Here is a 22,238-nt window from a genome sequence, read left to right as displayed (position 1 = left end):
TTCTTGACGACCATAGAGCATTGGAACCACCTGATCCCATCCCGAACTCAGCAGTGAAACGATGCATCGCCGATGGTAGTGTGGGGTTTCCCCATGTGAGAGTAGGTCATCGTCAAGATTAAATTCCAGAACCCCATTTGCGAAAGCAGGTGGGGTTTTGTTTTTTGCGCGCGGAAAAGTTATTTGCCCAGCCAACAGCTAAACAGCCAACAGCTAAACAGCTAAACAGCTAAACAGCTAAACAGCCAACAGCCAACAGCCAATCATCAGCGCCCATAAAAAAGCCCCGCATCACTGCGGGGCTTTCTGCTAACAGGCGACTTACTTACTCGCTTAGCGTTTCAACTGCTTGGGTCGCTTTAACCGGAGTAGCCCCATCACGACGTTGAATGTACTTCCAGTCTGCTTCGTCAATGTAGATCCCGGCTGGCCCACTGCCGCCTTCCAGGTCAATGGCCACATGTGCCGACACTTGAGGCTTAACGCTCGCCAGAATCGGTACAAAGCCCAGTTGCAGGCTAGTTTCCAGCAACGCTGCCTGGTTTCTTTCATCAATGTCAGCGGCTTCGTCGAGGTAGTAGGGCAGACGAATCCGTCCAGCCTGCTCGCGATCCATCAGGTGCAGCAAGAGGTACATGTTGGTCAGTGCCTTGATGGTCATGGTCGTGCCATTTGACGCCGCTCCATCGATGTCGGTGTGGATAACCGGCTGGCTGTTGACCTTGGTGATCTCGAACGCGAGTTCGAACAAGTCCTTCAAGCCGAGCTGGTTGTGGTTAGCTGCAACCAGGCGAGCCAGATACTCTTTGGCTTCCTCGTTCTTGTTGTCCTGCTCGGCGCTCTGGCTCAGATCGAACACCGACAGTGTCTCGCCCTCTTCGTACTGACCGGCGCTGTGGATGATCTGGTCGATGTGCTTGAGCGCTTCCTTGTTCGGCGCGAGCACAATGCGGAAGCTCTCCAGGTTGGAAACCTGCCGGCGGTTGATCTCACGGTTAAACAGCGCCAATTGGTGCTCAAGGCTGTCGTAGTCGCTGCGGATGTTGCGCAGCGTCCGAGCGATGTCGGTCACAGCGGCACGACGTGCCTTACCCAAAGTTAGCGCTTCATCAGTCCGGTGAGCGTAAGCGTTGATCAGCAGTTGCAAACGCCGCTCCATGTCATCTTCGCTGTCGAACTTGGCGACACCTTTCAAACGCACCTGCGCGTACAACGCTTCGATCTGACCATCGCAGCGCAACAGGCCCTGCCAGCTGTCCTGATAATCATTGAGCAGCGGCAGCAAGTTCTCCAGCGAGTCATCAACCGGCTCCATGAACAGCGTGCCAAACGGCAGATCGGTCGGGAGCAGCTGACGACGACGCAGCGCGTCATCCAGCGTGCGTTGCTTGGATTCGAGATCGCCGATCTGACGACCGATCAGCTGCAGCTTGGCCGACAGTTGTTGAACGCGCTCGGTGAATGCATCACTGGAGCGCTTGAGCTCATCCTGCGCCGCTTCCATCTGGGCCAACTGCTCAAGCTTCTCGCCCTCTTCGGCGCTCAATGTTTGAGCGCGGCGGAAGTCTTCGAGCGCCTTCTGCGCGTCCAGCACCTGTTGATACAACGCTTCAGTCTGGGTTTTGCTCGCTGCACGGTCGGCCGCGACGGCTTGTTGGGTCTTTAGCTGCTTGAGTTCCTTCTCCAGGCGTTCCTTCTGATCACGCAGCGCGGCGCGATCGGCCAGCGCCTGGAGTGCAGGTGGCTCGATGTTCGACAGGTTGACAGTCAGGCCGGGTACTTCAAAGCGTTCGCCCTTGAACCCATCGAGAATCGCTTCGAGGGATTTGACCCATGCATCGCCATCATCCAGCGCGATGCCTTGCTCGCCCAGTGGCAAGCTGAACAGCGCGCTGTTGAACAAGCGCATAAGACGCTCTACATCAGGCTGCGAGAACTCTTCGCGGAGGCGGGCATAACTGTTGTTGTCGGCATGATCGAGCTGTTGCTTGACTGATTTCAGGCGTTTTTCCAGATCGCGCAGGCGCTCATCCAGATCCTCGGCGCTGAATTGGCGCGACTGTGCGAGAGCACCGGCCAGTTCATCGTGGGCGTCTTTTGCAGCCAGTAACTGTTGTTCCAGGATTTTAACGTCGTCGACCAGTGCGAAGCGGTTCTTCAACACCGCCAATTCGCCGATCCAGCGCTGGATGTTGCTGATCTCACGCTCCAGTCGCATCAGCTCTTGAGTGCTGCCCCGCTGGTCGTTCTGCAGCGAATCCTGTTCGTTACGGTAGTGCTCGCTTTGGATGACCAATTCTTCTTTGCGCGCGTTGGAGTAGTCCTGCCATGTGCCCAGCAACGAGTCGAGCAATGGCGACAGGCGATGCAGCTTGCCGCGGAGGATGTCGCGCTGTCTCACACCATTGGCCAGCGCTTCAACCAGCGGCCCGGCGAGCACCAGTGCGTTGTAGTCCTGCTCCATGCGTCGTACGTCACGGAAGGCTTCTTCACACGCGGCGATGTAATCGACGCTGCCGGAACGCAGGCTGTGCTCAAACGCGTCGAGAAACAGCTGCTTCAATTTGGCAGCGGTGATCTCGCGCATGTGCAGCAAGTTGATGAACAGCGCCCGGAACGTTTTGAGGCTCTGCTCACTGGTCGAGCGCAGGGGAATCAGCGTCAGGTCCAGCGGGATCGACGTATGGCCACCCACCAGCAAACGACGCAGTTCATCGGGCTTCAGCTCATAGGCTTTCAGGCCCTGGCTTTCCAGATTGGCAAACAGCTCCTTCTGGCGCAGGCAGGTGTCGTCCTTCTGGTAGTGAGCCAGGTCCAGCTTGCCGGCATAGGCGAAGAACTGATGACCGAAACCGCCGCCCGGGCCTCGACCGACCACGCCAATCACATGGGGGCCGTGGGGCAGGGAGACTTCGACGAGGATGTAGCTGGTGTCGGAAGCGAAGTAGAAGCGGCGCGATTGATCAAGGCTGTATTTGCCGAAGCTCATGTCCGACATGCGCGCCAGAATCGGGAACTGCAGAGCGTTGATCGACGCACTCTTGCCCAGGTTATTCGCGCCGTAGACCGACAGCGGATGCTCCAGTGGAAACAACCCGAGGCTGTAACCGGCCGTGTTCAGCAGCGCAAAGCGGCGTATGCCGTAGCGTTCCTGGCTCATGCGTCATGCTCCTGTTCTTCAGCGATCGCCCGGGCTAGCGCTTGCTCTTCGGTTTCTGCGGATTCATCGAATTCGGTGAGGTCCAGCGGGTCGTCCGTTTCCAGCAGTCGCTCATCGCTGTCTTCGTCGATCAGCACCGGGGCCGGCAACGGCAGGGCGCTGTGCAGGCTGGCCGCCAGATCACGGTCCTGCTGCACGGACAGGCAGACGTCGAGGAAGCGATGCATCGGCGGCAGGAAGCGATAAATGCCTACTTCTTCGGCGGCGAATCCCAGCTGGGTCATGCGGCGCATGATTTTTTCTTCCAGCTCTTCCTGGGTCTGGACCTCAGCTTGCAGGAACAGATCGCGGTACTTTTCCAGCAGCGAGGGCAATTCGTCACGGCCCAGGCTGCCGCCATCGAGCACGGCGACCGGATCGCGGCCCTGGTCGGCCAAATGCTCGACGAGGATGAATGTGAACAGCGCCAGACGTTGCGCGGTCTTGTTGACCTGCGCGGCTGCCAGATCAGGCACGAAGTAGTAGAACCCACGAGTGTCGCACACCAGCTCGAAGCCCAACGCCTTGAACAGGCCGCGGTACTGGTCCTGAAGATTGGACAGTTGCGCGTACAGCTCGGGATCGCGGCGGCTGACGTGGTAGCCCTTGAACAGCTCGCGGAAGATCGGCGCCAGCTGGGTCATTTCGGATAGATCAAGATGCATGGGCGGTGCCCTCGGAATTCTCTGGGGTGGCGTCTTTGCTCGAGAGCAGGGCGAAGGAGCGCAGGCTGACGCGGTGCTCCTGGGTCAGGTATTCGCGGCGCTCAAGGCGCTCGCGCTTGAAGCGTTTGTCTCGCGACAGCCGCGAAAACCAATACAGCAATTCATCGGTCGCGCCGGTGGGCTCCTGCTCCAGGAGCCAGACCATCAGATCCGGCATCGGCAGGGCGTCTTCGCAGCGCTCGACCATTTCCCTGACCGTACGCGGCGCGCGAGGCGGCTCGCCCTTTCGGGTGATATTGGCCTTGGGGAAGCGCGCCGGTTTCGGCTCGAAGCGCGCCAGCGCATACACGTACGCTTCAACCTGATTGGCACTGCCGAGGAACGTGCTTTGCGGGCGGGTGAACATCGGCATCGCCGCTTGTGGCACCGCGTCGAGCCCTCGTCGACGAATCGCCGACAGCGCGAGGGCAGCACCGCGCGTCACGGCGTTGTGGCGACGCGCTTCTTCACGCAGTGGCAGCAGCAGTTCACGCGCGTGGCGCAAGGTCAATTGCGCGCTGGTCTGCATTTCGAGAATGCGCGCGTGGGTGCGCAGGAGCATGTCGTCGTCGACCAGGTGACCGAGACGCTGCTGGTCGGTGAGCATGCGCAGCAGCACGTTCTCGACCTTGCGCACGCCCTGTTCGAAGGCGCCATCGGCGTTCACCAGCTGGATCATCGGCTCGACATATTCATCCCAGGTCGCCAGCACTTCCGCGTAACGCTGACGCAGCGGAATCTGCCGGTCACTGGTCTTGGCGCGTTCGGCCACGGACACAAGGGCCTGTTCGTCATTGGCGAGCTTCTTCAGGACGTCGCGTACGCGCATGTCGAGCAGGCGCAGTTGCCGCGCGAGGTCATTGGCGTCCCGGGCGTCGAAGGCTTCCTGTATATAGCCGGCCAGCCGTTCGAGGTGGCGCAGGTACGCTTCGATTTCCAGGCACAAGCCCAGCCGATGCTCGCGCCGCAGGTAGGACAGGAAATCGTGGATCTGCGCGTTCAGCTCGAAACGGTTCGGGCTTTTTGCGACCGGCACCAGAATGTCGAGCCGAATCCAGACGTCCAGCAGAGTGGTGATGTCCTGGGGCGTGCTTTCCAGTTGCTGGGCCGCCAGCTGCAAACGCAGTTCGCTCAGGCTCAGAGTGCCCTGGTCGAAGTGCTCGCAGAGTGGCTCGAGAAGCGCCCAGTGTTCGGCAAGGGCGCGCAGGACGCGCTTAGGTTCGATCATCGGATGGTCGCTGACTGGCAAATAAAAGCGGCGATTGTACTGCATCGCCGGGCTCGTTTTTCACCCGCAGTCGATCAACAGCGGCGGGAAGCGGTGAAGGCCTGTAGAATCTTCCGCCTGACTTTATCCACAGGTAGCTGACCTTTGCTCAACGAGCCTCGTCGTCGCGCTTATCTGACCGCCATGCAGGTGGTCAGCTGGCTGCCGCGCACTGAATTGCCTTTTGCTGCGCCATCGCGTCCCGAATTGCTTGCGCCGGTGCCGCAGCTTGAAGAGGTGCCTGCGCCGATTATTCAGGCGGATACGCCTCGCGCGCCGGATCGCGATTCGCCCTCCGTCGCGCCGACACCCGTTGCGCGTACCGTCGAGCGGCCAAAGATCGAAATCCCTCGCCCCTCCAGCGCGCCCAAGCCAAAAGTGGTGCAGGAGGAAGAGGCCGCACCGGCCGTGGTGAAAGCGCCGGTTGCGCCGCCGCCACGTTTTGCCCTGCAACTGCTGCGCGCCGGGAGTTGCCTGTTGCTCGTGGAGTTGGTGACCGGCGAGCCGTTCCAGAGCCGCGACCCTTCCTATCTGTTGCTCAAAGACATGCTTCGCGCCGCCGGTCTGCCGGACAGTCCGCAGATCATCGGCGAGCCTGTGCGCTGGCCGCTGCTGGTGCGTGGGCAAATGGACCAGGGGCCCGAAGCAGCGCGGGATTTCGTCCAGGGTTTTCTGTACGCACGCGTCGAAGAACAACCCTGCACCTGCCTATGGCTGATCGGCCTTCCGGCGCTGCGTTTCGCGGCTGAAACGGATGCTGAATCTTACAATCTTGAACTCCAGGTCGATGGCCTGGGGTTAGCCTGGGCGCTGCCGGGTCTGGAACTGTTGATGGACGAGCCGCAGCGAAAGGCCGAAGTGTGGCGCTCCATGCGTCAATTGATGGGCCGTTGGAAGACCGTAGATGAATGACGCAGTAACGTTTCGCCGCATGACCGAAGCTGACCTGGATGCCGTGCTGAAGATCGAATACGCCGCTTTCAGTCATCCCTGGACGCGGGGCATTTTCATCGATGCGCTGAAGTCATACGAAGTATGGCTGATGTTCGAAGGCAGTCAGCAGGTGGGGCACGGGGTGATCAACGTGATCATCGATGAAGCGCACTTGCTCAACATCACCGTTAAACCGGAGAGTCAGGGCCGTGGTTTGGGGCTGATGCTGCTGGAACAGCTGATGAAGCGCGCTTACGAGATCAATGGCCGGGAATGTTTTCTCGAACTGCGAGACAGCAACCGGTCGGCCTATCGTTTGTATGAGCGCTACGGTTTCAACGAAATAGGTCGGCGTCGGGACTACTACCCGGCAGTGGGCGGGCGTGAAGACGCAATCGTCATGGCATGCACGCTGTTCGAATAATCCGAGATCGGTGTGGGGGCGAAAAAGGTTCGCTCCCACATAACTCGAGCCAGTGATCAGACGCCAGGCTTGCCGTCCAGCGGATCAAGAATGGCCATCTCTTCCTCGTCCAGACCATCCCCACCGCCGATGTCATCTTCATCAACGATGCTCAAATCCAGGTCAGCCGGGCCATCTTCACCCGCTTCACGGGGACCGCGCGCACCGTCTTCCCGGATCAATGTTTCAGGGCTCATGTCGTCATCGGTCGGGTTGTGATCTTCGGTAGATGCACCGGTCAGCCCTGCCTCACGTACGCGTTCATCAGGAATCAACGTTTCAAGCTCATCTTCAGGAATGATGTCGCCAATGCGCCCGCTAGGCTCATTGTTGTCGTTGAAGTTGAGCTCTTCCATTGATCCTATGCGGTCTTCGTTGTCATCGATGGGCTCGGGTTGAGTGGCATCGAATGGACGGCGTGAATCGTTCATGGCAAATCCTCAATAATGTCGGTCCTAATGGGTGGACCGGACGACATGGCGAAGATTCCATCCGGTTCCTGATCGGTCGTCGCTGATCGGTCGATCTTCCCGCGTGACCCGAAGCGCCGAGCCCCAGTCATAGCTGAGCATCATTTCCGAGGCATCAACGCATGAACGAACTACAAGACTTGATCGACAACAACGAACGTTGGGCTGCCGCCATCAAGGAAGAAGACCCCGAATTCTTTGCCAAGCTGGCCCGCCAGCAGACGCCGGAATTCCTATGGATCGGTTGTTCGGACGCCCGTGTCCCCGCCAATGAAATCGTCGGCATGCTGCCAGGCGATCTGTTCGTGCACCGCAACGTGGCCAACGTCGTGCTGCACACAGACCTCAATTGCCTGTCGGTGATTCAGTACGCAGTCGACGTGCTGAAGGTCAAACACATTCTCGTCACCGGTCACTACGGGTGTGGGGGCGTGCGTGCTTCGATGCAGGATCGCCAGTTCGGCCTGATCGACGGCTGGCTGCGCACCATTCGCGATCTGTACTACGAAAACCGTGAGCTGCTGGCCAAGCTGCCGACTGAGGAAGAACAGGTCGACCGGCTGTGCGAGCTGAACGTGATTCAGCAGGTCGCTAACGTTGGCCACACCAGCATTGTGCAGAACGCCTGGCATCGCGGGCAGAAGTTGTCTGTCCATGGTTGCATCTATGGCATCAAGGACGGGCGCTGGAAGAGTCTGAACGCGACCATCAGCGGGCCGGAGCAATTGCCGCCACAGTATCGCTTGCGTCCGCAGGGGGAGTGATCGGGTAGGGCAAGCGTCCATCAAAATGGTAGGAGTGAGCCTGCTCGCGGTTGCGTTAATCCAGTCACATCGATGTGAATTGAAGACATCGCGAGCAAGCTCATTCCTGCAGGATCGTTGTGTTAGAGCTGAGCGTTCTTCATTTCCGGCAGCGGCTTCTGCAGCTGCTTGATCTGCCGCGACACTTCACCCGTCCGGCACTTCGCTGCTGCCTGATCCGGCGTCAACTTGCGCACTGTGCTGAAGAACAGCTTGCAGGTCTCAACCTTGTTGGTCACCTGCCAGTTGGTGGTGCACTGCTTCAACAGCGCCGCCGGGTCGCTTGTCGGTTTCTGGCCCATGCCGGCTTGCCAGCACGCCGCGCTCAGGTCCTGGCCCATGACCTTCAAGCCGGCTTCATCCGCCTTGGTTTCGTCCCCGCCGTAATTGCTTTTGTCCGCCGCATTCCAGATATAGCTTGGGTGATTCGAACCCAGCACGGGGACGCTTTGCCCGCCGGCCGGGCTGATGCTCGCCAGACCCAACACCGGGACGGTGACGTTGTATTGCTGCTTGAGCCACGCGCGCACCGGCGCACCGAACGCGACCATCGGCAGCGATGTGCCCGCCGCGCTTTGGGTCAGCTGCTTGACCATGTTGGTCTGGTAATCGGTGAAGTAGCTGTAGACGTTCTCGAGGTCCTTGCCGGCGTTGGAGGGCGCAGCAATGGGCGCGATGTCGATGATGGTCTGATAAGCAGGCGTCTGCTCCTTGGGAATGCCGTTATCCGTGAGCAGCTCGGACCAGCGGTCGGTAGTGGCCGAGAACAGATAGTCCTGAGCCTGAGTCAGCGAGTAGTCCGGCGGGAAATGCAGCAGCTCGACGCTCTTGCGATTTTCCAGCGCCATGCCCAGCGGCAAAAACAGATACCAGTTGTAGGCGAACTTGTTATCGGCGTTGAGTTTGCTTGCGCCAGCGTAGGCCAGATCGCCTGCGTCGAGCAGCGCTGAAAGCGGTTTGTCGTAGCCGTCCGGCACGCCGGTGATGTCGGCGTAGATCACGTCGTTGTCGTTGTGCACCGCAACCTTGGCCGCGGCGTAACCGTCACGCTGGACGCTTTGCGTGAGGTAGTGCTCGACGGTCTGTTCCAGCGTCCAGTTTCGGAAGCAGATGACATTGCAGTTGTTCGGGTAGGCGAACAAGTGTGTGACGCGTTCCTTGCTCCCCAGTTTGACGTTGACGTCGGCCTGAGCGGTGAGGCTCAGCGTCAGCGCGGTAAGGGCGATGCTCAATGCGGCTGTTTTTTTCATGCTCATGTCCTTGTTGGCGTAGACACCCCTCTGCGTGGGTGGTGTTTCGATGATGAAACACTTGGACATGACTGGGAATGGGCAACGATGGCTGCGGGGCCATTTTTAATGGCGCGCTCGTTAAAGCACGAACCGCTGAACCATCGTGTTCAGGTCGGTGGCCAGCATCGAAAGCGCATTGCTCGCCACCGTGGTTTGCTGAGCGCCCGACGCCGATTGCGACGACAGATCGCGAATGCTGCTCAGGTTGCGGTCAACTTCGTTAGCCACTTGCGCCTGTTGTTCGGCGGCGCTGGCGATCAGCGTGTTCCGGTCGCTAATGGTCGACGTTGCGCTGATGATGACGGTCAGTGCGTGACCGGTTGCAGCGGCCTGCTCCAGGGTAAGATTGGCCTGGGCTGCGGTGACGCGCAGGGTTTGCGCGGTCTCCTGAGTGCTTTTCTGTACATCATTGATCAGGGTTTCGATCTCGGTGGTCGACGCGCTGGTGCGTTGGGCGAGAGAGCGCACTTCATCGGCGACCACGGCGAACCCGCGGCCTGCTTCGCCTGCCCGTGCGGCCTCGATGGCGGCATTCAGTGCAAGCAGGTTGGTCTGGTTGGCAATCGCGCGGATGACTTCGAGAATCTTGCTGATGCTCAGCGTGCGCTCGGCCAAACCGTCGGCCTGGTGAGAAGAATCCAGGACGTTGTCGGTCAGCTCCTTGATCGAATCAATGGTGCCGGTCAGGCGCAGACGACCCTCGGCGGCCGCTTCGTTGGACGCCTTCGACTCGCTGGACGTGCTGCTGGCGTTGTCGGCAACTTCTCCGGCAGCCTGACTCATCTGATTCACGGCAACTGCCGCCTGCTCGATCTCATCGTTCTGCAATTGCAGGTTCTTCGCGCTGGCCTCTGCAATCGCGCCCATTTCGTGGACCGACTGGCTCAACTGGCCCGCTGCAGCGTAAATCTGATCGATCGTGCCATGCAGATTGGCGCGCATCAGGCCCAAGGTCTTCAGCAGTTGAGCCGTTTCGTCCTTGCCTTCCGGAATCGGCTGCGGGCTCAGATCGCCTTGAGCAATGGTGCTGGCGATATGCAGCGACTGACGCAGGGGACGAATGATGCTCAGGCTTAATCGCCACGCCAGCAGCAACGTCAGCACCAATGCCACCACGATGGCGCTGACGGCAATGATTCGGGTCTGCTGGAACCGCGCGCCGGCCGCGTCGACGGTGCCCGCCGCACTTTGCTTGTTCAACTCGCGCAGCAACTGCACCTGCATGTCCATCAGGTCACCCTGAAGGCTCAGCGTGGTGTTGAGCAGCATGCGCGCGTCGTCGAGTTTGCGTTGTTCGATCAGCGTGATTTCGTCGTGCAGCCCTGGCATGAAAGCGTTATAGGCATCTTGCAGGGCCTTGATGGAATCCCGCTCGGTGCTGTCGGTGGCATGGGCGAGATAATCGACGAAGCCTTTCTCAACCTCGTTCTTAAGCTGCTCGACGTTGATTTTGCTGGTCACCACTGCGCCGGGGTCGTCGGCATTGGCAATCAGCCTGGCGCTCTCGCCGCGCAACTTGATCAGGTCGATGGCGATCGCGTCGGCCATGGCGATACTGGGCAGCGACCCGCTCTCAACCGCTTCGCCCTGATCGCGGATGCTCTGCATCTGCAACAGGCAGAACACACCGAGCGCCACCAGCAACAGCGCGGTCACGCCGAAGCACAGCACCAACCGCTGGGTAATCCTGAAGCGACGCAGGAATGCAGGTTTGGAGGAAGGACGGACCACACGACGCAATAACCTTTTCACTGCCACCCATCCCATCGACGAAAACACCGGAGAGATGGTTATAGAGGTGTTCCGTGATGTCTTTATGACATTGCTGGAGATGTTTCGGAATTGTTGCGGTACGGCCAGATGATGCGATTGAAAATGATGTGAGGGGGTAGTCGGGTGGGCAATGTCAACGCTGTTTGTGGGATAGGTCTCTGCGAGTCTCGGCGGCCTTGTTGAGTTATTTTCCGTACATACAATAATTCAATGCAGATAATCTTCGACATCGCAAAACGCCACATCACCCTTCTTAAGCGTGGCCTCGACTTTGGGGATGCCGGCTTGGTATTCGCCGGTAGACATTTGACCAGCGAAGATTGCCGGCAGGATCACGGGTAGGCCCGCTACATCACGGTTGGTGTGTTGTGAGAACGTATGGTGGTCCTGGTCTGGACACCGCGCGGCGCGGCTCGCCGATCATTTCCATGAGAAAAGCCAATGAGCGCGAACAAAACCTCTACCGGCATCGACTGGGTTGATCCCGACGATGCACCCGAATTGTCCGATGCATACTTCGATCAGGCTGATGAACACGTGGGTGATCAGTTGGTCAAGCGTGGCCGACCACGTGCTGTGGTTGTGCGAGAGCGGATTACCATTCGCTTGGAGCATGACGTGGTGGAGCAATTCCGGGCGTCAGGACCGGGCTGGCAGACGCGAATGAATGCCGCGCTGGTAGACTGGCTAAAAACCCATGAGCCGTCCGAAATAGCGCTATGACCTTCCAGGCCCCCTAAGCACCAATCTCCTCCATAAACTCCATCAAGAACCGCTCCGCGCGTGCATGCCTGACCTGCGCCATGTGACGCCCCGTGGCCGTTTGAAAGCCTTGCGCCAAAGTGAAGATCTTGGTTGTGAAGTGATCGACGGCAAAGCGTTTGTCGTTTAGGTCGCGCTGTTGCGCCTGGGGGTCGGCGGGGTCGTAGAGGTGGCTGCCCATGCGCCCGGACACGTAGAACAGCCGTGCCACGCCGACCATGCCGAGGGCGTCGAGACGGTCGGCGTCCTGCAGGATCTTCGCTTCCAGCGAGGTGGGCGTGATGTCGGCCGAATAGCTGTGGGATTCGATAGCGTGGGCAACGGCCTGGGTGCGCTCTTCTTCCCAGCCCATCTCTGCGAGCAGCTCCGTCGCTTTTGCCGCTGCCAGACGCGAGGCACTTGAGCGAAACGGCGAGTTCTTTTCCACGGAGACGCAGTCGTGGAGCAGGGTGGCGGCAAGCAGGATTTGATGATCGCCGCCTTCGGTGTCGCGAATGGCGCAGACGTTGGTCCAGACCCGGTGCAGGTGGGATACGTCGTGGGAGCCGTCGAGCCTTTCCGCCACGGTGTGGGGAATCAGCAGGTCGGCGAGGGACTGAAAAGGTGCGAAGGAGAGGGCGGTCATGGATCATCCTGTCGATGTCGGCGGACGGTGCGCCAGCATACAGATTGACCCGCGCCTGCGCAGCCGGTTCGCAATGGCGGTCGCGGATCTCTGCCACGCACGTTGCGCAGCAGAGATCAGTGAGCCGCCACGACGCTACATCACTGGCCTTTCATTGCCGCCGTCAGCTTGTCCACGTTGTAACGAAACATCGCCACGTAGGTCGCCGCCGGGCCGTTTGCAGGTGACAGCGATTCCACATACAGCTCGCCGCCCGGGTGCGCGCCGCTGGCTTTTGCGATCTGCTGCACCAGGCGCGGGTCGCCAGAGTTTTCGAAGAAGTAGGCGCTGACGTGCTCCTGCTTGATCTGTTGGATCAGCTTGCCGACGTCAGCTGCCGAGGCCTCGGTTTCAGTGGAAAAGCCCAGTGGCGAGAGAAAGGTCACGCCATAGGCATCGCCGAAATAGCCGAAGGCGTCGTGGGACGTCAGCACCTTGCGCTGTGCGACCGGGACGGCGCTGATCTGCGCGCGGGCGTAGGCATCCATATCCTGCAGCTGGACGATGTATTTCTCACCGTTGACTTTGTAATCGGCGGCATTGTCCGGGTCGGCTTTCTGCAAGGCCTTGATGATGTTTCTGACGTAAACGACGCCGTTTACCGCGCTGTTCCAGGCATGGGGGTCGGTAATCTTCTTGCCGTCTTCTTCCATGCTGCGGGTCATGATCCCGTCAGACAGCATGATCGGCTGGCCTTTGTAGCCGGAGGCAGTGATCAGCCGATCCAGCCAGCCCTCCAGATGCAAGCCGCTGACGAACACCACGTCGGCTTTTTTCAGTGCCTGGGCGTCATTGGGAGTGGGCTCGTAGACGTGAGGGTCGCCGTTAGGCCCGATGAGCGAGGTCACGTGCACGTGATCGCCGCCGACGTTTTGCACCATGTCGGCGATGACAGTGAAGGATGCGACGGTCTCCAGGGTTTTTGCCTGGGCGAAGTTGGCCAGGCCCGACAACGCCAGCGCGGCGGTCAGAAGCGTGAAACGTTTCATGGTGGTTTCCTTGCGGTGGGAGGACGATCAGCCGGACAGATGAACCCTCGGGAACAGTCGGCGCACAAAGCCGCTGCGTCCAAAGAACAGTGAGAACCCGTAGAAGGCGCTGGCGGTGAGCACGATGGCCGGGCCCGAGGCGACGCTGGCGTGGTAGGAGACGATCAGGCCGATGAAGCCCGAGAGCGTGGCCACTGCAGTCGAAATCACGATCATGCCGGTCAACGAGCGCGCCCAGAACCGCGCGACCGTGGCGGGCAGCATCATCATGCCAACGGCCATCAACGTGCCCAACGCCTGAAAGCCCGCTACCAGGTTAAGCACCACCAGCAGCAGAAACAGCACGTGATACAGCGACCCGCGCCCGCCCACCGCGCGCAGGAAGCCCGGATCGAAGCATTCGAGGATCAACGGGCGGTAGATCAGCGCGAGCAGAATCAAGGTGAATGAAGCGATGCCGCCGACCATGAAAATCGCCTGATCGTCGATGGCCAGAATGGTACCGAACAGCACGTGAAGCAGATCCACGTTGGAGCCGTGCAGAGAAACGATCAGCACGCCGGCAGCAAGGGACGTCAGGTAAAAACTGGCGAAACTGGCGTCTTCGCGCAGCGTTGTATAGCGACTCACCAACCCTGAGAGCAACGCCACGGCGAGACCTGCGATCAAACCGCCGAAGCCCATGGCTGGCAGTGACAACCCGGCGAAGAGGAAGCCCACGGCGGCACCCGGCAACACCGCGTGACTCATGGCGTCGCCCACCAGACTCATGCGCCGCAGCATCAGCAGCACGCCCACAGGACCGGAGCCGATGCCCAGCGCCAGGCATGCCACCAGGGCGCGGCGCATGAAACCGAAATCAACGAAGGGCTGGATCAAGAGGCTATAGAGCGTCACAGCGTTTGCTCCGCATCGGCGTCGCACGGTTGTGCGTCAGGGTTCCAGTGCTCGGCCATGTTCTTGGCGCGGCGCAGGTTGTCGTCGTTGAGGATGTCGGCGGTGTCGCCCCAGGCAATGATTTCTCGCGCCAGCAACAGCGTGCTCGGAAAATGCTGGCGCACTTGCTCGATGTCATGCAGCACAGCAATGACGGTTCGGCCCTGGCCGTGCCAGGTGCGGATCAACTGCAACAAGTCCCGCGTAGTGCGTGCATCGATCGCCGTGAACGGCTCGTCGAGCAGAATCACCGAAGCGTCCTGCAATAACAGCCGGGCGAACAGCACGCGCTGAAACTGACCGGACGACAACGAGCTGATGCTGCGTTGATCGAATCCTGCGAGACCTACGGCTCCCAGCGCCTCCTGAGCCTGTTGAGCATGATGTCGCGTGGCGCCCCGGAACGCCCCGATGCTGCGCCATGCGCCCATCATCACGGTGTCGGCCACGCTGAGCGGAAAGCTGCGGTCGATCTCGGCGGCTTGGGGCAGATAACCAATATGCCGCGTTGCCAACTGATTGCGCTCGACGCGCCCGACCGCGGGTTTGAGCGTGCCGGCGATGGCTTTGATCAGCGTGGATTTACCGGCGCCGTTGGGGCCGACGATCGCCGTCAGGCTGCCCGCCGCGAATCGGCCGTTGGCGTGATGCACCGCTGGCCGGCGTTCGTAGGTCAGTGTCAGGTCATGGAGGTCAATGGCGGCACTCATGGGATCGCCACCGCCCAGGCAACGCCGATCCACAGCAAGACCAGCATGGCGAAGGAAATCAACACGCGTTTGCCGGCCGATTGAGCCAGCGCGGACGTTGCAAGGGAGGAAGGAAGCCGGGAATCGCGTTTCACAAAAAGGACTGCCTGAAATACTTTGTTATAGTATTACATCACCTTTGGGTTGATCTGCAAAGCGCGATTTGGGCGAAGTTCAGGCAGGCGACAGTTTCCACCACGCTGGTAAGGGTGGCGTTTCCCCGGCGCGATAAACCCTGTAGTTTTCGATCACTTTTCTCTTTGTCAGGATGATCCCCATGAGCGCTTCCCACCGGCGTCCGGTACCCCTCGCCAAATGCTATCGCCTGCTCAACCACGGCCCGACTGTACTGATCAGCGCCGCTCACGAGGGTCAGCGCAACATCATGGCGGCAGCGTGGGCGATGCCGCTGGACTTCCAGCCGCCGAAAGTCACGGTCGTCCTGGATAAGTCGGTGTGGACGCGGCAGTTGCTCGAAGACTCGGGCACGTTCGTGATCAACGTGCCGACCCTCAGCCAGATCGATATCGTCGAAACGGTCGGCTCGACCTCAGGGCTGGAGATCTCCCAGGAGCAGGGCCTGGATAAATTCAAGGCTTATGGTCTGGAGACCTTCGCAGGCTCCCACGTTGAAGCGCCGTTGCTGGAAGGCTGCGCGGGCTGGCTGGAATGCCGATTGATTCCCGAGCCGCACAATCAGAGCGCGCATGATCTGTTCATTGGCGAAGTGGTCGCAGCATGGGCGGATGAGCGCGTGTTCTCCGAAGGGCACTGGCATTTCGAGGGGCATGACGCGCTGCGCACCATTCACCATGTGGCAGGCGGGCATTTTCTGGTAATCGGCGATGGCGTGGATGGGAAGGTGCTGGAGCGGTCCGCTGACTGACCCACGTCCGGCTTGGAAGGCGCGCCCCTTGGTGGAAGGGGCGCGGTGAAGCAGCTTTAAGTGGCCGGACGTGGATGCACCTCAGTCCTTCGACAGTTCGCCGTTCACAAGACGCCAGGTCTTCAACGGATTGCTGGCTTTCAACGCAGGGGGCAGCAGCGAGTCCGGGACGTTCTGATAACAGACGGGCCGCAGGAAGCGATCAATAGCGGTCGCGCCCACCGAGGTGCTGCGGCTGTCGGAAGTGGCCGGGAACGGTCCGCCATGGACCATCGAATAGCTCACTTCGACGCCGGTGGGGAAGTCGTTGAACAGAATCCGTCCCGCCTTGCGCTCCAGAATCGGCAGCAGCGCCTGAGCAGTTGCCTCATCGCCATCGTCAAATTGCAGGGTTACGGTCAGTTGCCCGTCGAAGCTGGCGGCGACTTTCTGCAGATCGGCGACGTCGGTGCAGACGATCAACAACGCGCTTGGCCCGAAGTTCTCGTCTTCCAGCGCAGGGTTGGCGAGGAAGGTGGCCGAGTCGGTACGGAAGAAGGCGGGGCGGGCCTGGAATGAACCTTCGGCCTCCTGACCCTCCGTCACCAGCGTCACGCCGGATGCGCTGTGCAGATTATTCAGCCCGTTGCAGTAAGCGCCGTGGATGTTCGGCGTCAGCATGGTGGTCGGCAGTTTCTCGGACAGCGCCTTGGCCGAAGCCGACACGAACGTTTCCAGCGCGTCGCTTTCCAGTGCCAGCAGAATGCCGGGGTTGGTGCAGAACTGCCCCGCGCCCATGACCAGCGATTCGACAAAACCTTTGGCGATGGTTTCGGCGCGGGCCAGCAAAGCGGCCGGCAGCAGGAACACCGGGTTGATGCTGCTCATCTCGGCGTACACCGGGATCGGCACCGCACGCGCTTGAGCCGCTGCCACCAGCGCCAGACCGCCACGGCGGGAGCCAGTAAAGCCCACGGCTTGAATCAACGGGTGGCTGACCAGCGCCTGGCCGACAGCAATGTCTTTGTCGATCAATAACGAGAACACGCCTTCAGGCATGCCGGTGTCGCGCGCGGCTTTCTGGATCACGCGCCCCACCAGTTCGCTGGTCCCCAAGTGAGCCGGGTGCGCCTTGACGATGACCGGGCAACCGGCCGCCAACGCTGAGGCGGTATCGCCGCCCGCAACCGAGAAGGCGAGGGGGAAGTTGCTCGCACCGAACACTGCCACCGGACCAAGGCCGATGCGCCGCAGACGTAAGTCGGCGCGCGGCAGGGGCTGGCGCTGCGGCAGCGCGGTGTCGACCACGGCACCGTGCCAACGCCCATCGCGCAGCAGGCTGGCAAACAGTTTGAGCTGATTGACCGTACGCATCCGCTCGCCTTCAAGGCGCGGCTTGGGCAGGCCGCTTTCGACATGCACGCGTTCGGTGAGCACATCGCCCAGATCGAGAAGACCTTGGGCGATGGCCTCAAGAAAGGTGGCGCGTTGGTCGTCACTCAGTTGTCGATAACTGTCGAACGAAGCTTCGGCCAGTTCGCACGCGGCATTGACGTCTTCCAGCGTGCTGGCGCCAAATGAAGGTGTCAGGGGTTCACCCGTGGTGGCGGCGAGGGCGAACACCTCTCCGGCCTGGCCCCGCACAGCACGTTGCCCGATGATCGTTTCACCAAGAATCTGCATTGCTCAACACCTCTCGAGGGCGGCGACCGTCAGTGGGTACCGCTGTGGCCAGCCTCTGAGGTTACATCATGGCGCTACGATCGCCACCGGTCCTGGTGTTGAGCTTGTCGCCCGGCTTAGGGCCGAGCGTATTGCTGCCGCTTATTGCTGAACGGCGCTGAACCCTTCAAACGCCGTCTGCTGCTGGATCGCGCTGACGATGTTTTTGCGCGTGGCGGGCTGCTGGTTGCCGTCCTTGTCCACGAACACTTCGCTCTGCAGTTCGGCTTCATCGCCTTCACCGATGAACGAGAACCCGAGGAATTCATAGGCTTCGCGGTCAGCGTTGGCTTTGGAGCGCGGCGTGCGCAGGGGCAGGGTGACGCTGGCGCCGTCCTTGCTGATGACGAAAACCTCGGCTTCCTTCTTCGGCCGCGTCGCTTTGCCCTTGCCGCCACTCGGGTTGCTGACCGCTTGATGGGTCTGGTTCAGTACCTTCAACGCCAGGCTGTAGACGAGCTCCTGAAAACTCGGATCGTCTTTATAGCTGGAGAGAATCCGGCTGATCGGAAACTTCGCGCTCAGGTCTTCGAGCGCGGCCATGTCAGCGGCTTCGGCGTCCTTGAGCTGTTTAAGCTGACCCATCAGTTCGTAGGCCTGGTCATCATCGAATCGGTCATGGGCGGCGCGTATGGCCAGGCGCAGATCGCGAATCTGGTCGCTTTCCTTGGCACTCTGGAAAGCGTCGAGCACCATCTCGCTGATGGTTTTGGCCTGTGGCACGTGTTGTGAAAGGTTGATGGCTTCTTCGTAGGCTTGCTTCGACGACACGGCGTTTGCCGCCGGATCGGTATGGGAATCAGACATTGAACATCCACTGCTTCGTTAACTGGGGTTGAGGCGCGAAAAGCTCGGGGCGTTTCGAGGGGCGTAATCTATTGGACGAGGGCGCGGTTGTCACGGATTGCCGCTTGCACCCGGACCACAGGAAGATTGGCGTTGGACGCCTCAGACTAGACCACAGCATCAAAAAGCCCGGCAATTGCCGGGCTGGTCTTATACGCAGGTCCCGCCTTTGTGGTGAGAGCCCGTCCCGCCTGTCGGATGGGTGCCTTTCGGACACGCCGACGCGGAGAGTGAAACGATGGAAAGCAGAGCGACCAGTCCAGCGATAGCGATCTTCTTCATATTGCCTCCGTGCCCTGCGAGATGCAGTACAGGGCTATCGGCGTATTGGGATCCCACTTTAGCCACGGAAAGCCAGAAACAACAAAGCCCGCACAAGGCGGGCTTTGTTGAGGTACTTGGTGGCTACACAGGGACTTGAACCCCGGACCCCAGCATTATGAATGCTATGCTCTAACCAACTGAGCTATGTAGCCAAGTGGCGCGCATTATTCGCTCAGATCGGAGATGTGTCAAGCGTCTCTTTGAAAAAATTTATCCACACGATCAATCGGTTAGCCTCGCGGCCCTTCAGCCATTCCTCATCCCTGCACGTCGGTGACAGTTTCTAACTCGGCGCTGAGTGCTTTTGCCCCACTTTCGCGCACCTATCCTGCACCGTCCTCGGGCTTGTGCCCGGTTTGATGGCTTCGTGCTATCGGTCCGGTTCTTGCTTATGCCTGCCGCAACGCTGCCGTTATAGATGGAAGCGGCAGCAGACTTCGATAGGCCCAAACGCTTCCCTTGTTCAAAAGATGGGCGGTTATCGTTTTCAAAACACAGACATGGCATTTTGCCGGTAAGAATGTAAGGCAGCGCAGCGACGATCATTTGTCATGCAGCGTTTGTCGGTGAGGAGTAGTCGGCTATGCAGAGTCTTTTGTCGCCAGGCATCCGCCTGCTCGGACGTCTCGGGTTCGCACGCAAGTTTCAGGTGCTCTTCTTTCTGTTTATTTTGCCGCTTGCCGGCAGCCTGTGGATGATCGGCCAGGATTACCGCAGCAAGCTGGCGGTGATTTCCCAGGAACAAGCCGGCGTGCGTCAGCTCATGGCCCTCGATGCGCTGGATGTGCAACTGACGGCCCAGCGCAATCGCGCTGCGCGCTGGAAGGCGGCCGACATTCTTCATGATCCAACGCCGGCCGCGAAGGCAGCCATGAGCGCGCTGGATGCTGCGAACCCTGACCTGAACCGGTCCCTGGCTTCCCTGGGTGATGAACTCAAGGCACAGAACGCCAGCGCGGACATCATGACCCGGTATCAAGCGCTGCAGGCCTCGGTCAAAGGCATGGATTCGGAATCCTTGCGGGCGGTCGGCTGGTGGCCGGACGGCTACGACCGCTTCACATCCGCTCTTACAGCGCTGCAGAGCCTGCGCGAACAGATCGCCATGGACAGCGGCTTGATCCTAGACCCCTGGCTTGAAACCTACTTGCTGATGCAGATCGCGACGCAGCAGGCGCCGGACCTTGTCGAGCGGGTAGGGCGCATGGCGAGTATCGGCCAGTCGTCGATCGCGTCCGGACAGTTCTCGTTGCAAAGCCGTCTTCAGATGCGCGACCTGCGCAGTCGCATCGGCGACGCCCGCGATCAGTTGGTCAAAGCAGTAGGCTCGCTAAAAGCAAAGGCTTACCCGGGTATGGAGGTCTGGACGCGTCAGTATGAAGACAGTCTTCAGCGCCTCGATACCGAACTGAAAGTGCTCGACGACGGTGTGTTCGGCGGCAGCATCAAGCTCGACCCGGCCGGTTTCGAACGCAGCGTCGATAACGTCAGCGACGGACTGGCGGCCCTGCGCAAGCAGTCACTGTCTTCACTCACCGGCCGGCTCGATTATTACCATGAACAGGCTACTCAGCAGTTTGTGCCGGTGGCCGCGATATTCAGCATTCTCGCGCTCGCGGCGCTGTACCTCTTCATGTGCCTCCAGGCGTCGATTCAGCGCAGCGCCAAAGGCATCACGACCTTGGCCGAGTCCCTGCGTGACGGCAACTTGTGCGTCGAGGTCGCCGTTGAAGGGCGTGACGAACTGGCTGCGATTAGCACCGCGCTCAACGTTGCCGTGGTGCAACTGCGCACCAGTCTGCTAGGCGTCAACCACGAAACCCAGCAATTGGGCTCTGCGGTGCTGACCCTTAATGCGCAGTCCGGCAGCACGCTCAACGAAGTCGAAGATCAACAACAGCAGATCAGCCAGATTGCAGCGGCGGCTACTGAGCTCGCCGCGACGTCCATGGGCGTCGCCCGCAGCTGTGAAGCCGCATCCGGCAGCGCCCAGGCCACCCGACGCATCGCTGAGGACAGCAGTCGCGACAGCCAGCGCACCACGGCGAGCATTCAGCAACTGAACCAGAAACTGACCGATACCGCCAACGCGCTGGGCAAGGTCAGTGAGCAGGGGCAGCAGATCCAGTCTGTGGTCGACACCATTCGCGGCATCGCCGAACAGACCAACCTGCTGGCGCTCAATGCCGCCATCGAGGCGGCGCGTGCGGGCGAGCAGGGCCGTGGCTTCGCCGTGGTCGCTGACGAAGTGCGCAGTTTGTCCCAGCGGACCCAGGCGTCGACCGCGCAAATTGCCGGGACCGTGGACAGCTTGCGCTCGACCGTCAGCCAAGCCGTCAGCCTGATGGAAGCGGCGTGTGGCCAGGCGGTGAGTGATGCGCAGTCGGTGACCGGGCTGGGCGAGCGGCTGGAAGAGATTGCCAGCGCCGTGCAGATCGTCACCGACACGCTGGCGCAGATCGCCACCGCGGTTGAAGAGCAGGCCGCAACAGCGGACGAGGTCAGTGGCAACATCCAACAGGTGGATCAGGCTGCAGGCCGTCTGCTGGACGGCGCGCGTGCGGTCAATCAGGCTGCAGACACGTTGACCAAAGGCAGCCGGGCCTTGAGCGACAACACCGCGAGATTCCAGCTGGGGTAAGCCGAGCAAGCAAGGCACGAGGGCGATCAGCGCGCACGTTTTCACGGGTGCGCATGGGGTGTGGGTTGAAAGACGAAAGCCAGGCGACGTATAAGATTTGTCGCTTTCTCACCGTATTTCGATACCCATCGCCGTAGGGATTTTTCCATGACCGACAGCAGTGCCGCGGGTGCGGCGGTTTATTCGCCCCTGACGTTAGCGTTGTACGACGCGTGGGTGCTGGGCATTTCCAACCGGTATGCCTGGCGTTGCCCGACCGATGACGTGCTGTTGCCGTTCTTCCGCGCCAACGTACGTGCTCATCATCTGGATATTGGCGTCGGCACGGGTTACTACCTGGCGAAAGCCAAGCTGCCGCCGAACACCCGAATCACCCTGATGGACCTCAACCCGAGCAGCCTCGCCGCCGCCAAGCGCAGGATCGGCCGGCCAGACACGCGCACCCTCCAGCATGACGTGATGACGCCGATACCCGGAAACGAGCGCTTCGATTCGATATCGCTGTTTTACCTGCTGCATTGCCTGCCGGGCCCGCTGGACGCCAAGGCGGCGATCTTCGCTCACCTCAAGCACAACCTGAACCCGGACGGCGTGTTGTTTGGCGCGACTATTCTGGGGGACGAGGCGGGTCACAATGGCTTTGGCCGCAAGCTGATGGCGGTCTACAACAAGAAAGGCATCTTCGGAAACAGCCACGACACCCAGGCCGGTTTCGAAGCGCATTTGCGCATGCATTTTCGCGATGTGACGCTCAGGCTCGAAGGCGTCGTTCTGCTGTTCCGCGCAGCACAGCCGATTGTCTGAGCTGCACCGAGGCATGCGGGCGTTGCTGACAG

At 60.4% G+C, this 22,238-nt stretch carries 20 protein-coding genes, 1 tRNA gene and 1 rRNA gene; 8 read left to right on the top strand and 14 right to left on the bottom strand.

Translation table 11 applies throughout. From position 1 onward, the window contains the following. The first annotated feature begins 2 nt into the window (after window positions 1-2). Window positions 3-118: ribosomal RNA gene (gene rrf, locus ABEH28_RS26065) — 5S ribosomal RNA — on the top strand. 207 nt (window positions 119-325) lie between these two features. Here the strand turns inward: rrf and mksF are convergent. From mksF to mksB, 3 genes are read right to left on the bottom strand one after another with little or no spacing between them, the layout of a single operon-like run. Next, window positions 326-3,160: an Mks condensin complex protein MksF gene (mksF, locus tag ABEH28_RS26060; RefSeq protein WP_346631470.1), complete on the bottom strand. Its 2,835-nt coding sequence runs from the start codon at window positions 3,158-3,160 to the stop codon at window positions 326-328. Further along, complete coding sequence (gene mksE, locus ABEH28_RS26055) at window positions 3,157-3,864, bottom strand: Mks condensin complex protein MksE (RefSeq protein WP_122536222.1); 708 nt, start codon at window positions 3,862-3,864, stop codon at window positions 3,157-3,159. Before mksE ends, mksF begins: the two co-directional genes overlap by 4 nt. Next, window positions 3,854-5,131 (bottom strand): Mks condensin complex protein MksB, encoded by a 1,278-nt coding sequence (mksB, locus tag ABEH28_RS26050; protein ID WP_192174971.1) that lies wholly within the window; start codon window positions 5,129-5,131, stop codon window positions 3,854-3,856. Before mksB ends, mksE begins: the two co-directional genes overlap by 11 nt. A 144-nt stretch (window positions 5,132-5,275) precedes the next feature. Between mksB and ABEH28_RS26045 the strand changes: the two genes are divergently transcribed. Together ABEH28_RS26045 and rimI are read left to right on the top strand one after the other, a co-directional pair. Next, entirely contained in the window at window positions 5,276-6,082 is an 807-nt protein-coding gene (locus ABEH28_RS26045; RefSeq protein WP_282369393.1) for an energy transducer TonB, read from the top strand. Continuing rightward, window positions 6,075-6,527 (top strand): ribosomal protein S18-alanine N-acetyltransferase, encoded by a 453-nt coding sequence (gene rimI, locus ABEH28_RS26040; RefSeq protein WP_237254780.1) that lies wholly within the window; start codon window positions 6,075-6,077, stop codon window positions 6,525-6,527. Before ABEH28_RS26045 ends, rimI begins: the two co-directional genes overlap by 8 nt. 56 nt (window positions 6,528-6,583) lie before the next feature. Here the strand turns inward: rimI and ABEH28_RS26035 are convergent, their stop codons facing one another. After that, a complete protein-coding gene (locus ABEH28_RS26035) occupies window positions 6,584-6,997 on the bottom strand; it encodes a serine kinase/phosphatase (RefSeq protein ID WP_346631469.1) in 414 nt (137 codons plus the stop codon). A gap of 161 nt (window positions 6,998-7,158) precedes the next feature. Here ABEH28_RS26035 and can point away from each other — a divergent pair, with 161 nt between their 5' ends. After that, entirely contained in the window at window positions 7,159-7,800 is a 642-nt protein-coding gene (can, locus tag ABEH28_RS26030; protein ID WP_065991764.1) for a carbonate dehydratase, read from the top strand. 122 nt (window positions 7,801-7,922) lie between these two features. On the opposite strand, the gene ABEH28_RS26025 is transcribed toward can, so the two are convergent. Together ABEH28_RS26025 and ABEH28_RS26020 are read right to left on the bottom strand one after the other, a co-directional pair. Further along, window positions 7,923-9,089: a hypothetical protein gene (locus ABEH28_RS26025; RefSeq protein WP_346631468.1), complete on the bottom strand. Its 1,167-nt coding sequence runs from the start codon at window positions 9,087-9,089 to the stop codon at window positions 7,923-7,925. Between the two features lie 120 nt (window positions 9,090-9,209). Continuing rightward, the gene (locus tag ABEH28_RS26020) at window positions 9,210-10,832 is read right to left on the bottom strand and encodes a methyl-accepting chemotaxis protein (RefSeq protein ID WP_346631471.1); all 1,623 of its coding nucleotides are present in this window, start codon (window positions 10,830-10,832) and stop codon (window positions 9,210-9,212) included. 513 nt (window positions 10,833-11,345) lie between these two features. Here ABEH28_RS26020 and ABEH28_RS26015 point away from each other — a divergent pair. Continuing rightward, window positions 11,346-11,627, top strand: a complete 282-nt coding sequence (locus tag ABEH28_RS26015) for a BrnA antitoxin family protein (RefSeq protein WP_192174963.1) — start codon at window positions 11,346-11,348, stop codon at window positions 11,625-11,627. Between the two features lie 13 nt (window positions 11,628-11,640). Here the strand turns inward: ABEH28_RS26015 and ABEH28_RS26010 are convergent, their stop codons facing one another. From ABEH28_RS26010 to ABEH28_RS25990, 5 genes are all read right to left on the bottom strand, one after another. Next, a complete protein-coding gene (locus ABEH28_RS26010; RefSeq protein ID WP_346631467.1) occupies window positions 11,641-12,291 on the bottom strand; it encodes an HD domain-containing protein in 651 nt (216 codons plus the stop codon). A 140-nt stretch (window positions 12,292-12,431) separates the two neighbouring features. After that, entirely contained in the window at window positions 12,432-13,319 is an 888-nt protein-coding gene (locus ABEH28_RS26005) for a metal ABC transporter substrate-binding protein (RefSeq protein ID WP_346631466.1), read from the bottom strand. A 27-nt stretch (window positions 13,320-13,346) separates the two neighbouring features. Beyond that, window positions 13,347-14,216 (bottom strand): metal ABC transporter permease, encoded by an 870-nt coding sequence (locus ABEH28_RS26000; protein ID WP_133771835.1) that lies wholly within the window; start codon window positions 14,214-14,216, stop codon window positions 13,347-13,349. Next, entirely contained in the window at window positions 14,213-14,965 is a 753-nt protein-coding gene (gene aztA / locus ABEH28_RS25995) for a zinc ABC transporter ATP-binding protein AztA (protein ID WP_346631465.1), read from the bottom strand. Before aztA ends, ABEH28_RS26000 begins: the two co-directional genes overlap by 4 nt. After that, window positions 14,962-15,099 (bottom strand): hypothetical protein, encoded by a 138-nt coding sequence (locus tag ABEH28_RS25990; RefSeq protein ID WP_282369422.1) that lies wholly within the window; start codon window positions 15,097-15,099, stop codon window positions 14,962-14,964. The genes aztA and ABEH28_RS25990 overlap by 4 nt, the downstream gene beginning before the upstream one ends. A 182-nt stretch (window positions 15,100-15,281) precedes the next feature. Here ABEH28_RS25990 and ABEH28_RS25985 point away from each other — a divergent pair, with 182 nt between their 5' ends. Then, the gene (locus ABEH28_RS25985; protein WP_346631464.1) at window positions 15,282-15,890 is read left to right on the top strand and encodes a flavin reductase family protein; all 609 of its coding nucleotides are present in this window, start codon (window positions 15,282-15,284) and stop codon (window positions 15,888-15,890) included. Between the two features lie 81 nt (window positions 15,891-15,971). Here the strand turns inward: ABEH28_RS25985 and ABEH28_RS25980 are convergent, their stop codons facing one another. The 3 genes from ABEH28_RS25980 to ABEH28_RS25970 form a co-directional block, all read right to left on the bottom strand. After that, window positions 15,972-17,552, bottom strand: coding sequence for an aldehyde dehydrogenase (NADP(+)) (locus ABEH28_RS25980; protein ID WP_346631463.1), 1,581 nt, complete (start codon window positions 17,550-17,552; stop codon window positions 15,972-15,974). A gap of 141 nt (window positions 17,553-17,693) precedes the next feature. Beyond that, window positions 17,694-18,398: a hypothetical protein gene (locus tag ABEH28_RS25975; protein WP_346631462.1), complete on the bottom strand. Its 705-nt coding sequence runs from the start codon at window positions 18,396-18,398 to the stop codon at window positions 17,694-17,696. 438 nt (window positions 18,399-18,836) lie between these two features. Beyond that, window positions 18,837-18,913: transfer RNA gene (locus tag ABEH28_RS25970), tRNA-Met, on the bottom strand. Window positions 18,914-19,344: 431 nt separating this feature from the next. Between ABEH28_RS25970 and ABEH28_RS25965 the strand changes: the two genes are divergently transcribed. After that, window positions 19,345-21,402, top strand: a complete 2,058-nt coding sequence (locus ABEH28_RS25965; protein WP_346631461.1) for a methyl-accepting chemotaxis protein — start codon at window positions 19,345-19,347, stop codon at window positions 21,400-21,402. Window positions 21,403-21,549: 147 nt separating this feature from the next. Beyond that, the gene (locus tag ABEH28_RS25960) at window positions 21,550-22,206 is read left to right on the top strand and encodes a class I SAM-dependent methyltransferase (protein ID WP_192174954.1); all 657 of its coding nucleotides are present in this window, start codon (window positions 21,550-21,552) and stop codon (window positions 22,204-22,206) included. Window positions 22,207-22,238 lie beyond the last annotated feature (32 nt).

It is taken from the genome of Pseudomonas sp. Ps21-P2 (assembly GCF_039672565.1).
Classification (GTDB): Bacteria; Pseudomonadota; Gammaproteobacteria; order Pseudomonadales; family Pseudomonadaceae; genus Aquipseudomonas.
This window is presented reverse-complemented; position numbering and strand designations above follow the sequence as displayed.

Bases quoted from the DNA above. Each gene is read 5' to 3' on its own strand.
- mksF (WP_346631470.1), bottom strand. From the start codon at position 3,160: ATGAGCCAGGAACGCTACGGCATACGCCGCTTTGCGCTGCTGAACACG.
- mksE (WP_122536222.1), bottom strand. From the start codon at position 3,864: ATGCATCTTGATCTATCCGAAATGACCCAGCTGGCGCCGATCTTCCGC.
- mksB (WP_192174971.1), bottom strand. From the start codon at position 5,131: ATGATCGAACCTAAGCGCGTCCTGCGCGCCCTTGCCGAACACTGGGCG.
- rimI (WP_237254780.1), top strand. From the start codon at position 6,075: ATGAATGACGCAGTAACGTTTCGCCGCATGACCGAAGCTGACCTGGAT.
- ABEH28_RS26035 (WP_346631469.1), bottom strand. From the start codon at position 6,997: ATGAACGATTCACGCCGTCCATTCGATGCCACTCAACCCGAGCCCATC.
- can (WP_065991764.1), top strand. From the start codon at position 7,159: ATGAACGAACTACAAGACTTGATCGACAACAACGAACGTTGGGCTGCC.
- ABEH28_RS26025 (WP_346631468.1), bottom strand. From the start codon at position 9,089: ATGAAAAAAACAGCCGCATTGAGCATCGCCCTTACCGCGCTGACGCTG.
- ABEH28_RS26015 (WP_192174963.1), top strand. From the start codon at position 11,346: ATGAGCGCGAACAAAACCTCTACCGGCATCGACTGGGTTGATCCCGAC.
- ABEH28_RS26010 (WP_346631467.1), bottom strand. From the start codon at position 12,291: ATGACCGCCCTCTCCTTCGCACCTTTTCAGTCCCTCGCCGACCTGCTG.
- ABEH28_RS26005 (WP_346631466.1), bottom strand. From the start codon at position 13,319: ATGAAACGTTTCACGCTTCTGACCGCCGCGCTGGCGTTGTCGGGCCTG.
- aztA (WP_346631465.1), bottom strand. From the start codon at position 14,965: ATGAGTGCCGCCATTGACCTCCATGACCTGACACTGACCTACGAACGC.
- ABEH28_RS25985 (WP_346631464.1), top strand. From the start codon at position 15,282: ATGAGCGCTTCCCACCGGCGTCCGGTACCCCTCGCCAAATGCTATCGC.
- ABEH28_RS25980 (WP_346631463.1), bottom strand. From the start codon at position 17,552: ATGCAGATTCTTGGTGAAACGATCATCGGGCAACGTGCTGTGCGGGGC.
- ABEH28_RS25975 (WP_346631462.1), bottom strand. From the start codon at position 18,398: ATGTCTGATTCCCATACCGATCCGGCGGCAAACGCCGTGTCGTCGAAG.
- ABEH28_RS25965 (WP_346631461.1), top strand. From the start codon at position 19,345: ATGCAGAGTCTTTTGTCGCCAGGCATCCGCCTGCTCGGACGTCTCGGG.
- ABEH28_RS25960 (WP_192174954.1), top strand. From the start codon at position 21,550: ATGACCGACAGCAGTGCCGCGGGTGCGGCGGTTTATTCGCCCCTGACG.